Here is a 9,711-nt window from a genome sequence, read left to right on the forward strand (position 1 = left end):
GGCTAGCCCTTGTCCGAGGAGTCCGGTCGCGCAACGTTGTCGGGCTCGACGTCCCAGCTGCCGTCGTCATCCGGCTCGGTGCCGGCGGCCTCGTCGGAGATCTCGCCGTCCTCGTCGATGAGAGCGCCCTGGTCCTCGTCGGGGTTCGGCGGCTCGGGCTCACCCTTGAGCCACGCGGCGACGATTTTGCACCGCCGGTAGTGGGTCAGCTCCTCGTTGTTCTCCCCCGCCTCACCGACGCCGGCATCCTTGACGCGCAGGCGCATCGTGACTGTGATGACGTCGCGCACCTCGGGCGGCTTCTCCATGACCAGCAGGGTGGTTGAGCCGAGCTTGATCTCCGCGGGCACCGGGCCGAGTAGATCCGCGGGGATGTCCTTGAGGCTGTCGGTGCTGGGCAGGTCGGCGGGTTGCTTGGTGTTCAGTGCCATTGTGGGTCAGTACCTTTCGATGTTGAGAGTTGCCGGTACGCGCTCGCGGCGCACCACGTTCCAGTCCCCGTCGTAGACGGTCACGGTCGCGAGGTCGTCCCCCACGTCCTCAGCGCGGTCGCACACCAGCTCGGGCACGTCGTGGTGCGGGTAGAAGTTCGGCCGATCCTCTGACGCGTCGAACGTCCAGACGACGCGCTTGACGACGAGTTGCTCAACCTCGTCGGGCCCGGCGTGGATGACGAGCGTGTCGCCCTTGCGCGGCATCTCCTGCACCGTCACCGAGAGCGTGCCGTCGCCGGGCAGAATGCCTGGGGGCGCAGAGCCTCACGATCATTGCGCATCTGCCGTCAGCTCGGCCTGTTCGGGTGTGGCAGGCTTCGGATCGAACTCCTCGTAAACCGTGGTCTCACCGCTCTTGATCGCCTTGCCGAGAGCGGCCAGCGTGGCGACATCCTCGGCCGTCCACTTCTCATGGTCGGCGCCCACGCGCAACTCCAGCTGCTCGACGGTCACGCCGATGTCGCCAAATGCCTTGATGATGCTCGCGGGCGTAGGTGCCTTGACCGTGGCAGGGTTCGACCGCGGCTCGTCCTTGAGCGGCTCTACGACGAACGGTGCGCGGCGGCCACGAGTGACAGTGAGCGCAACTGAGAGCTTGGCGGGGATGTCGGACATTGCCGAGATTCGGATGCCACCCACCTTGTCCTTGCCGAACGTGATGTCGGGGTCGCGGTAAATCATCAACCGCCGCCCAACATAGTCCTGCGCCTTCGGCCCCCACGCGGCGACGAGAACCCGGCGCATCGTCTTGGACGGCTTGTACGGCCGCCCCGGCCCGAACTCCTCGGTGACGATGTTGACGGGCTGCTCATCAGTGCCGCGCGTGACGGACTTGATGGTGATAATTCGCGGCCCGGTAAGCAGATCCTCTGCGTTGAGCTGGTCGCTACGGGGCTCGATTGTTGTTGTCATGTCGAGTGACTCGGACATCTAGATCACAATCTCCTGGACGGTGGTGCGCTCGGTCATTGGCAGTCCGGCGGTCGCCTCGCGGTACCGACAGATCATCTCGGCCACATTCGCCTCGAAGGCCGCGGTGGCCTTTTCGATTGCGTCGAACCACTCCTGTTGCGGATAGACGCGTTTCACCCACAACGGCATGCCCCCGCAGTAGCTGATGTAGTCGATCCATCGGCGGCCCGACACCAGGAGCCCGCACTGCAGCTGGGCCATATTCTCGGCGGGAACCTCGTCGGCCAGGACTGTCGCCAGCTGCGCCTTAGATCGCCGCGACTTGATCTCGATCAGTCCGTCGTCGCCGACTAATCCATCTGGGCTGTAACCGATCTGGTATCCCCAGCGGTCTTCGGTGATGAACCCAGCCTCGGTGACGGGCGCATAGTGCTCGGAGTACTTCGCCCGCGCCTTCGGTTCGTCGTCGATGCCGCGCCACATGTCGTCGCTGATGAATGTCGGATCGGTCCAGCCGGTGATCCGTTCAGCCGCGAGCAACAGCGTCAGGTTGCGCGCGACGTCGCCACCAGCCAACTCGAGCACGGTGACGGCCTGTTGGCGGGCGTACTCGGCGCGGTCGGGATGCATGTTCTTGAGGACCGCTCCGGCCTTGCCCTTCGCGATGCTCACACACGGCTCGGATGCGGCGACTTCGCACGTCGGGCAGGCGTACTCACCAGCTCCGAGCTTGCGCGCGGTGATGAGTTGGCCGACTGCCGAGGCGGTAATGATCCCGCGCCGGACTTCATGCCAGGCCTCGGAACCCTGGATCAGCTCAGGATGAATGGTCAGTGTCACTGGTGCGCCCCTTGATTCGCTGACTCGATCTCGGTGAGCAGCGCTTTGGTGTTCTCTTCGAAGGCGTCGAGGAAGCTCAGTCGGCTGCCACCGATGGTCTCGTCAAACGCTGCGATGACACGGCTGTGCATCTCCATGACGCCGAACAGGTAGGCGGATCGTTCGGCAGCGGTGGTGAGCGCAGTGACCTTCACAGCTCGCCCTCCGGTTCCCCGACCATGTAGACGCCGCCGACGATGCGAGGACCGCTCACCCGCTCCATCTCGGTCATCGACGACACGGCACTGCGCCACTCGTCGATCTCGTACTCGTAGGCCATTACTCAGGTGCTCCCCAGATCTCGGTATCCCAGACCGGACGCTTCCCGCCTTCGATGACGGCGAGCGCGACGGCCGGGGTGTGGACGATGCGGCTGACGAACACGGGCGGTGCGTCGGTCACCCGGTTGGGCGCGGAGTCGAGCCCGTAAGGCGTCGTCGCGTAGCCGCAGTCAGCGTTGGTGCGCTGCAGGTGGCCGATGAGGCCGGCGCCGATGACGCAGGCCGCGGCCAGCGCGGCGAGGATGCCGCACAGCGTGAGACCGATGTAGATGGCCGCCACGTAGGCGCTGGTGCCCAGGGCGATGGCCAGGACGGTGAGCATGCGCGCGAGAGCGGTCATCAGGATGCCACCCCCACGAACTCGGGCTGGCGCTCCAGCATGATCCGGAAGGGCTCGCCGGACGCTGGGCACACGTCGCTGCGGATGCTGTCGTAGTGCGATGGAATGTTCTCGCGCACTGTCGGTTTCAGCATGCGGCGGCACACCGGGCACTCGTATCGGCGGCTGGCGACTCCATCACGGGAAGGCACGCTGCCAGTTGCTGGAGCGATTACAAGTCGACTCATGCGGCGGCCCTCCGCGCAACGATGTCGATCGCCGCGGTGAAGAGCTGGACCGCCTCGTCCTGGGTGCGGCGGAAGTGGTCGTTGTAGCCCGGCACGGTGATCCACGGCCGCGGGACGGCGGCCAGCAGCGCGGCCGAAACCGCGTCGCGGATCCACGCGCCCGGGACGATCTGGCCCGCGGTGTACCTGTGACCGACGATCGTCGGATGCGAGAGCCGCACTGTGCCGCAGACCTCGGACACCGCGCCCATCGGGCAATAGCAATCGAGGCCGGCGACGAGCGCATGCGCCTGGCCCTGGCACCACCCGCCGCGCACCAGCTGGCGCGCCTCGGACAGCTTCTCGATGACGAGGTAGTGGTCGGGGGCGATCCAGATGTCGCGGGCGCTCATTCGGCACCGCCGTGCTGCTCAACCCATTCGGCGACTTCGGCGGCGAACTCGGTGCCGGGATCGCCGGACGTGAACGGGGTGCAGAGCGACTCGACAACAGCGCCGCCCCAGTTGGCGACCCCGACAGCGGCCGCCTGTTTAGCGAGCTTCGCACAGAGATTCTCTGCCTCGTCGCGAGTGTCGAAGATGGCCGGCTTGGGTGCAGGAATCGCCTTCGGCTCGACCATGCCCATCATGTCGCGCATGAAGCTGGGCACGCTGTGGTACTGCTCGGCGTAGACCTCAGCCTGCCGCTGCAGCGCCCTGTCGACGTACAGCTCGCCGTTGGGCATGCGCACGGCGTAGCGGCGTGTACAACCGTTGATCCAATGGGACGCTGGGAGATTCACGCGACCACCGACCCCGCGGGCGCGTACTTCGCGATGAACGCGTTGAGCTCGGGCATGTGGTCGGGGCACCAGCCGACGATTGAGCGCGTGATGACCTCACCCGCGGCGGCCGGTGACAGGCCGTCCTCCATGATCGCCATGCCGACGCCCTCGACGCCGGCGATCGACGGGTACGAGTCGAGCACGGTGCAGACGGTCTCGGCGTTGGTGACGGTGTAGTCGTCCACGAGATCGGCACGGGCCGTGGCGATTCCGGCGGCGGCGAGCCAGCCGAACGCCACGGCGATCAGGCAGCGGTTGACGGCGCGCGCCGTGCGGGGCCTCATCGGACGGCGTCCTGCCAGTCAGCACCGAGCACCGACACCCAAGGTTTCATCAGTGTGTCGATGTGGTCCTGGGTGAGTCCGTGCTGGCCGACAAGGTCAGCGACGGCGGCGGCCCTGGCGGCGGCCCTGGCGGCGGCCCCGGCGGCGTCCAAGGCGGCGGCCAGATCATCAGCTTCTTGACTGGTCAGCAGCGCAGCGCGCCGGATCACCGCCACCACCAAAGACCAAGACGGGCCAAATGTTTCGGCCAGATCCTCGTCAGTGATCTCGATCAGTGAGGCCAGCTTCGTGACGACCTCGTCCTTGGTGCGACCGCTGCGGTCGTTCCAGTCCTCGGTTAGCCCCTTGGTCCGCATGACGGCGCGGATGATGTGCTCATCGCCCGGGCGCAGCCCCTTGCAGGTTTGAACGGCACCGTGGGCGCACACCGCGTCACCGCGTTGCATTTCGCCCTGGATCCACTCGCGGGACTTCAGGTTTTCAGTGACCAGCCGGAATTCGTCGGCCAGTGTGGGGTAGGTATTCACAGGCTCAGTCCTTCCGTTTCCATCAGTTCGGCGAGCGCGAATGACTGGCCGACCTCGCGCGGAAACTCCTCGGCCAGCGCGCGCAACGCGTCGGCATCGGCAGGCGTCCAGATGGGCCGGTGCGCGCTGCCGAATGCCTTGGCACACAGCGTGGCGTGCAGCTCGGCCAACTCGACGGCCTTCTCGCGACTGTAGGAGACGGCATACGTGCCTCCGTGCTCGATGTCCGCGTTGATCGGCGGCCATACCGAGGTGAGCCACTCGCTACCGGACGGGGTGACGGCGGCGACGGTTTCCCACTGCGGGCCGTCGTAGCGGTCGATCGCGATGGCGTAGTGCGTGGAGACGCCGCGCTCCTGCACCGCGAATGGAGGGTGGTCTATCGTTGATCGTGACATCGGATGCCTTTCTGTTCGATTCCGTTGTCTTGACGGCCCCCGGTGTGCGCCGGGGGTTGTCGCTTTCAGGGGTTGGGGTCGGCGTCCGCCGCGTCGTCGAGGCGGTTGGCGAGCGCGATCAGGCGGCCGTGCTCAGACCATGTCGTGGTGGTTCGCGTCGCGTGATTGCGGACGATCCGAGCAGCCTCAGCCAGGTCGCCGAACGTGAACGGCGCTGGCGGCGTGGCCTTCTCGATACGCTCGGCAACCCCGCGCGACACCGTGTCGATCCACCACTCCGGCCCGACATGCTCGGCCAGCACCCCGTCGATCAGGCCCGCCAGCCCGTTTGGAGACCCAGCGGCCGACGCGGGAATGCCGGCCGCTGGGTCGGTGTCGCCCTCCGGGGTGGGCAACGGGTCCGCGGTCGCGCTGGCCGCGGGGTCTGAGTGATCACGCTCCCAGTCCTGCGTCGGCTCGCACACCGCGGCGAACCGCTGCGCGCTGCGATCCGACGCGGCCAGTAGGCGGTCGACCACCGTGCCGACGACGGCCAGGGGGAAGCGGAGGACGGAGGCGATCATCGCGACAACCACCACTCGTCTGCATCCCACGAGTCGAGCCGCTCAGCCTCGGCGCACACGGCGCCGTCACGCGCAGTGAGCGCGGAGAAGAACGCGGTGGCTGGGCGGGCGTCGGCATGGATGCGATCGAGCGCGTTCATCGGCGGCTGCCCGTCATCGCAACGACCGCCTTGGCGATGGCCACAAAGATCCCGGCCGCCGCGAGAATCACTGCAGTGAGAGGCCAGGCGGCCGAGAGGATAAAGAGCGCCAGGACGGCGAACCCGGTGCCAATCGCGTCATCGTCCAGTCCTCGGGCGATCAGATCGCTGCTCATGGAGACGGAGACTGCAAAGGCGACGGCCGCAATGACCACGTAGACAACCACTCCGGCGATCGGCGCGTTCATCGGCCGCTGCCCAGCTCGGGCCCCGGTGAGTGATCACCCGAGCTGGGCGTGCCGACCTCCGCGTGTGAAGCCGCTTGCGCGGGCGCGGGGGAAGTCGAGGGGATGGCGCGCAGGAGTGCGACGTCGCGGTTGATCTGGCGGTTGAGCTCACTCCAGCGGCCCGCGACGATCGCGACGAGAGTGATGGCTGCCCAGACGGCGAGGCCGAAGTATGCGGCGGTCATCGTGCACCTCCAGCGGTGCCCGACGGCCGCGACCATGGCATCGCGGCACGTCGGGCCCACCCCTTACGCTGCAGCCACCAGCACGCAAGGAGTAACGCGCTGGCTACATAACGGGTCGGAAGCCCGTGCAACGTGAGGAGACTGTGATGAGTGACGCCGTCAGGCACGCCGACGACGCCTACGCCATGTTCGGAGCTGCGTACCAGAGCGCGGGTGCGAACCTGTTCCACAAGCAGCTTGCCGACGGCCTTGGCCAACTGGCTAGTGCTATATCCGACCTTGCAGAGCGTCAGAAGCGGATAGAGCTGATCGTGTCCAACCTGCGCTGATAAGCGGGCCGCGGTCTCAGCTTCCCAAGCGGCGCGCTGAAGACGGCTGGCGTTGATTGCCGCCTCACCGCTGCACTTCAAGCAGGAGCCGCCAGCTTCGGCGCAGCCGGGGCATTGGATGAGAGTTGCGAACGAACCCCCTCGGCCGGCGGCGAGGGCTGAGCGCACCTGCTCGCGACGCCGCCTGATCTGCTCGTCGGTGAGACGGGGGAAGTCGGCGGCGGTCATGCTGCCGTCTCCTTGCTGATCAGTCGCGCGATGGCCTCAGCACCGGCGGGTGTGATCTTGAGCGTGTGCATGACCTCGCCCTTGAACCGCGGCGACTCGTGCACCTCGACGGGCCGGAAGTACTGCCGCTTGTGGGAGTAGGCCGAGTAGCGACGGCGGATCTCCTTGCAGCCCTTACGCTCTGACCAGCGAGACTCGGTCTCGACGTAGATCCAGCCCTTGTCGATGAGCAGGTCGCGCAGCCAGTGCTCGGAGACGTTGTTGCTCGACGCGACGGTGCGGAACTTGAGCAGGTCAGAATCGGCGACGTACAGCTCGACGTAGTTGACCTTCGGCGCGTCGTCGGCGATCTTCTCGGTGAGTTCGACGTTGCGGGCCTCGGCGGCAATGCGGCCGGCGCGCTCGGTCTTGGCCAGCGTCGCCAGCTCGATGATCTTGTCGAGCGCGACGTCGGGGTCGGTGAGGTCCAGGTCGGGCTGGGCGGTCTCAGCTTCGCGGGTCTTGACGGCGAAGTATGTCTGCGCGGCGGCGACCTCGGGCTTGCCGGGGTGGCCGTTCATGGCGACGAGGTACGCGGCGAACCGAGTCAGCATGTAGTCGGTCTGCGCCGGACCGGGGCCGTCGTGATCTTTTCGCGTCTGCGAAAAGATGCACCGGACGTTGAACCCTTCGTTGTGCGCAGCCGTCTTCGCGCGCTCAATGATGGGCTCGAAGTTCTTCCACTGGGCATAGCCCATCTGCTCCATGAGCCAGCGCGCCGACCACCGGTCTTCGCCGCCCTGGGGGCACGGCTGGCGGCCGGCGTCGAACGGCGAGGCGGCGGCGGTCTCGACGGCGGTCATGCGCTGACCTGGCCAGAGAGCATGTCGTCGATGTCGGACTCAATGAAGCGGTAGTGGCCACCAGGAGTCGCAATCGCGGGCTTGATTCGGCCTTCTGCCACCCACTTCCGGACGGCAGAGGCGCTCACATGAAATTTCCGAGCGACTTGAGAAGTCGTGATATACGCGACATCGGACATGCGATTAGGTCTACATGACGCGATAAGTCGCGTCAAGCGCGAAACACGCCTAAATCTTTACCAAGTCGCCATAGGTTGCGCGTTGCGCGCTATGCGCGAATTGTGCGATATTGCGGATATGAGTACTGACGTCGGGGAAGTTCGGTGGATACCAAATGCCGCAACCTTCGGGGCGCGATTGGCACTTGTGAGACAGCGCATGGGCTGGAACTTGAAAGAGGCCGCACTCGCGTGTGGCCTGCCCTCTGGCTCCTGGCGCGAGTGGGAGCTGCACGGCCGCGAGCCGCGGGGCATCCAGGCGGTCGTCGAGAAAATCGCCCAGCGGACCGGGTGTGACGACTACTGGCTACTGACCGGCAAGGATTTGCCGACAGGACCCGGTACGAATTCGCTGCTCCCCCGGCTGGACTCGAACCAGCAACCCTTCGGTTAACAGCCGAATGCTCTGCCAATTGAGCTACAGGGGATTGCCCTCCCGCGGTCTGCGCCGCGGGCCAGAGAGCACTCTAGCCTACGTCGGCGCGAGGGTGCCAATGTGTTCCCGGCCCGGCGCGTGCGGCCCACCGTGAGGCAGGATGGACCCCGACACGTCATCTCACTTCGAGACCTCCGGGAGGAGCCCTGTGATCGGGTATGTCGCCGCTGCGGCCGTCGGCTACGTGATGGGAACCAAAGCCGGCAGGCGGCGTTTCGAGCAGATCGCGGGCACCTACCGCGCCGTCACCGGCAGCCCGGCAGCCAAGGCCGTGATCGACGCCGGGCGACGCAAGATCGCCGAGCGGGTGTCCCCGGACCCGGCGATGGTGAAGTTGACGCGCATCGACTCCGGCACCGAGGTGCTCGAGCCGGAGCCGATGATGAGGAAGAACCCCTAGTTGCCGATGCCCTGGCTGATCGTGGTGCCGGGCAGCAGCGGGCCGGTGTAGAAGCCGAAGCCGTTGTCACCGAAACCGATCTGCGGGGTGCCGATCGTGGCGCCCGTGCCGTTGGAGTACGACAGGCAGTTGCCGTCCTCCTTGTTGCCGAACCAGGCCAGGCACTGCGGCCCGGCGTTCGTCTCCGCGGCGTCGACACCGGCCACCGAGGTGTAGAGCGGGACGGCGACCGCGGCGGCAGCGATGGCCCCGGCGATCAGCCGCATCTTGTTGGTCTGGATCTTGCCCACCAGCATCACAGCTCGCCTTCTCCCCGATGTTTCGACGCGACCACCATAACCCGCCTATCGGCTTCATGCAGTCAGGTCGTTACCGCTGGCCTGTTCCAGCAGGCTGCGGCGGTAGGCCTCCATGGCGACCAGATCGCCGAACAGCGCGTGGTATTCGTCACCCTGCTCCACCGGTGACATCCGCTGCAGCTTGGACTTGACCTCGGCGATCTGCCTGCCGATCCAGACCTCCTGCAGCCGGGCCAGTACGCCGCCGATGTAACGCGGCAACCGTTCGTCGTCGGCGTTGATGGCCTCCACGCCCAGTTCGTTGACCAGGCTGGCCGCCTCCGGGGTGGCCACCTGTTCGCGCACCATCTCGATCCACTGCGCGCCGGTGACGCCCGACGCGGTGCCACCGGCGGCTTCGATGGCCGCGCGCACGGCGGTGTAACCGGGGTGGGTGAAGCTCTCGGCGGCCAGCGAGTCGAACACCGGCCCGGCCAGCGCCGGGTACTGCAGCGCCGACTTGAGGGCCTCACGCTGGGGCCACAGCGTAGGGTCGGCCGGGTCGGGCCTGGTCATCTGTGGCGCGGCGGTCCTGCGTTCGGCCCTTGACGGCTGCGGTTCCGCGGCGGCGCCGCGGCGG

General features: G+C 66.7%; 22 protein-coding genes, 1 tRNA gene and 1 pseudogene. 2 read left to right on the top strand and 22 right to left on the bottom strand.

Annotation, left to right across the window (positions count from 1 at the left end):
• Positions 1 to 2 precede the first annotated feature (2 nt).
• The 17 genes from ASJ79_RS13550 to ASJ79_RS13620 all read right to left on the bottom strand — a co-directional run bounded on the left by ASJ79_RS13550 (position 3) and on the right by ASJ79_RS13620 (position 6,340).
• A complete protein-coding gene (locus tag ASJ79_RS13550; RefSeq protein WP_067955940.1) occupies positions 3 to 431 on the bottom strand; it encodes a hypothetical protein in 429 nt (142 codons plus the stop codon).
• A 6-nt stretch (positions 432 to 437) separates the two neighbouring features.
• The gene (locus tag ASJ79_RS13555) at positions 438 to 713 is read right to left on the bottom strand and encodes a hypothetical protein (protein WP_067955942.1); all 276 of its coding nucleotides are present in this window, start codon (positions 711 to 713) and stop codon (positions 438 to 440) included.
• A 51-nt stretch (positions 714 to 764) separates the two neighbouring features.
• Positions 765 to 1,424 (bottom strand): hypothetical protein, encoded by a 660-nt coding sequence (locus ASJ79_RS13560; RefSeq protein WP_067955944.1) that lies wholly within the window; start codon positions 1,422 to 1,424, stop codon positions 765 to 767.
• On the bottom strand, positions 1,425 to 2,246 hold the full coding sequence (locus ASJ79_RS13565) for a YqaJ viral recombinase family protein (RefSeq protein ID WP_067955946.1): 822 nt from the start codon (positions 2,244 to 2,246) through the stop codon (positions 1,425 to 1,427).
• The gene (locus tag ASJ79_RS13570) at positions 2,243 to 2,440 is read right to left on the bottom strand and encodes a hypothetical protein (RefSeq protein WP_067955948.1); all 198 of its coding nucleotides are present in this window, start codon (positions 2,438 to 2,440) and stop codon (positions 2,243 to 2,245) included. The genes ASJ79_RS13565 and ASJ79_RS13570 overlap by 4 nt, the downstream gene beginning before the upstream one ends.
• Positions 2,437 to 2,565, bottom strand: coding sequence for a hypothetical protein (locus tag ASJ79_RS34740; RefSeq protein ID WP_255374729.1), 129 nt, complete (start codon positions 2,563 to 2,565; stop codon positions 2,437 to 2,439). Before ASJ79_RS34740 ends, ASJ79_RS13570 begins: the two co-directional genes overlap by 4 nt.
• Positions 2,565 to 2,906, bottom strand: coding sequence for a hypothetical protein (locus ASJ79_RS13575; protein WP_067955950.1), 342 nt, complete (start codon positions 2,904 to 2,906; stop codon positions 2,565 to 2,567). Before ASJ79_RS13575 ends, ASJ79_RS34740 begins: the two co-directional genes overlap by 1 nt.
• Positions 2,906 to 3,040 (bottom strand): hypothetical protein, encoded by a 135-nt coding sequence (locus ASJ79_RS34745; protein WP_255374730.1) that lies wholly within the window; start codon positions 3,038 to 3,040, stop codon positions 2,906 to 2,908. The genes ASJ79_RS13575 and ASJ79_RS34745 overlap by 1 nt, the downstream gene beginning before the upstream one ends.
• Positions 3,041 to 3,129: 89 nt before the next feature.
• Positions 3,130 to 3,525 carry a hypothetical protein gene (locus ASJ79_RS13585; protein WP_067955953.1) on the bottom strand — a complete coding sequence of 132 codons (396 nt, stop codon included), beginning with the start codon at positions 3,523 to 3,525 and terminating at the stop codon, positions 3,130 to 3,132.
• Complete coding sequence (locus tag ASJ79_RS13590; RefSeq protein ID WP_067955955.1) at positions 3,522 to 3,857, bottom strand: hypothetical protein; 336 nt, start codon at positions 3,855 to 3,857, stop codon at positions 3,522 to 3,524. Before ASJ79_RS13590 ends, ASJ79_RS13585 begins: the two co-directional genes overlap by 4 nt.
• A 53-nt stretch (positions 3,858 to 3,910) precedes the next feature.
• Positions 3,911 to 4,240 (bottom strand): hypothetical protein, encoded by a 330-nt coding sequence (locus tag ASJ79_RS13595; RefSeq protein WP_067955956.1) that lies wholly within the window; start codon positions 4,238 to 4,240, stop codon positions 3,911 to 3,913.
• Positions 4,237 to 4,767: a hypothetical protein gene (locus tag ASJ79_RS13600; RefSeq protein ID WP_067955958.1), complete on the bottom strand. Its 531-nt coding sequence runs from the start codon at positions 4,765 to 4,767 to the stop codon at positions 4,237 to 4,239. The genes ASJ79_RS13595 and ASJ79_RS13600 overlap by 4 nt, the downstream gene beginning before the upstream one ends.
• Positions 4,764 to 5,129 (bottom strand): hypothetical protein, encoded by a 366-nt coding sequence (locus tag ASJ79_RS13605; RefSeq protein WP_067955960.1) that lies wholly within the window; start codon positions 5,127 to 5,129, stop codon positions 4,764 to 4,766. Before ASJ79_RS13605 ends, ASJ79_RS13600 begins: the two co-directional genes overlap by 4 nt.
• A 101-nt stretch (positions 5,130 to 5,230) precedes the next feature.
• Complete coding sequence (locus ASJ79_RS13610; protein WP_067955961.1) at positions 5,231 to 5,728, bottom strand: hypothetical protein; 498 nt, start codon at positions 5,726 to 5,728, stop codon at positions 5,231 to 5,233.
• Complete coding sequence (locus ASJ79_RS32220; RefSeq protein ID WP_156448425.1) at positions 5,725 to 5,868, bottom strand: hypothetical protein; 144 nt, start codon at positions 5,866 to 5,868, stop codon at positions 5,725 to 5,727. Before ASJ79_RS32220 ends, ASJ79_RS13610 begins: the two co-directional genes overlap by 4 nt.
• Positions 5,865 to 6,116: a hypothetical protein gene (locus tag ASJ79_RS13615; RefSeq protein ID WP_156448426.1), complete on the bottom strand. Its 252-nt coding sequence runs from the start codon at positions 6,114 to 6,116 to the stop codon at positions 5,865 to 5,867. Before ASJ79_RS13615 ends, ASJ79_RS32220 begins: the two co-directional genes overlap by 4 nt.
• The gene (locus tag ASJ79_RS13620; RefSeq protein ID WP_156448427.1) at positions 6,113 to 6,340 is read right to left on the bottom strand and encodes a hypothetical protein; all 228 of its coding nucleotides are present in this window, start codon (positions 6,338 to 6,340) and stop codon (positions 6,113 to 6,115) included. Before ASJ79_RS13620 ends, ASJ79_RS13615 begins: the two co-directional genes overlap by 4 nt.
• A gap of 146 nt (positions 6,341 to 6,486) precedes the next feature.
• Here ASJ79_RS13620 and ASJ79_RS13625 point away from each other — a divergent pair, with 146 nt between their 5' ends.
• A complete protein-coding gene (locus ASJ79_RS13625; protein WP_156448428.1) occupies positions 6,487 to 6,669 on the top strand; it encodes a hypothetical protein in 183 nt (60 codons plus the stop codon).
• A 224-nt stretch (positions 6,670 to 6,893) separates the two neighbouring features.
• Here ASJ79_RS13625 and ASJ79_RS13630 read toward each other — a convergent pair whose 3' ends face one another.
• From ASJ79_RS13630 to ASJ79_RS13635, 3 genes are all read right to left on the bottom strand, one after another.
• Entirely contained in the window at positions 6,894 to 7,739 is an 846-nt protein-coding gene (locus ASJ79_RS13630; RefSeq protein WP_067955971.1) for a phage antirepressor KilAC domain-containing protein, read from the bottom strand.
• Positions 7,736 to 7,918: a helix-turn-helix domain-containing protein gene (locus tag ASJ79_RS35025; protein WP_082753823.1), complete on the bottom strand. Its 183-nt coding sequence runs from the start codon at positions 7,916 to 7,918 to the stop codon at positions 7,736 to 7,738. The genes ASJ79_RS13630 and ASJ79_RS35025 overlap by 4 nt, the downstream gene beginning before the upstream one ends.
• 394 nt (positions 7,919 to 8,312) lie before the next feature.
• Positions 8,313 to 8,385: transfer RNA gene (locus tag ASJ79_RS13635), tRNA-Asn, on the bottom strand.
• Positions 8,386 to 8,541: 156 nt separating this feature from the next.
• Here ASJ79_RS13635 and ASJ79_RS13640 point away from each other — a divergent pair.
• A complete protein-coding gene (locus ASJ79_RS13640; RefSeq protein WP_067955974.1) occupies positions 8,542 to 8,793 on the top strand; it encodes a hypothetical protein in 252 nt (83 codons plus the stop codon).
• On the opposite strand, the gene ASJ79_RS13645 is transcribed toward ASJ79_RS13640, so the two are convergent.
• Positions 8,790 to 9,089, bottom strand: a complete 300-nt coding sequence (locus ASJ79_RS13645; protein ID WP_067955976.1) for a hypothetical protein — start codon at positions 9,087 to 9,089, stop codon at positions 8,790 to 8,792. The two genes, ASJ79_RS13640 and ASJ79_RS13645, sit on opposite strands and share 4 nt — an antisense overlap.
• 57 nt (positions 9,090 to 9,146) lie before the next feature.
• Positions 9,147 to 9,711 (bottom strand): annotated as a pseudogene (locus tag ASJ79_RS13650) (DNA primase); the annotation flags it as partial.

The sequence above is a fragment of the Mycobacterium sp. NAZ190054 genome (genome assembly GCF_001545925.1).
Taxonomy (GTDB): Bacteria; Actinomycetota; Actinomycetes; order Mycobacteriales; family Mycobacteriaceae; genus Mycobacterium.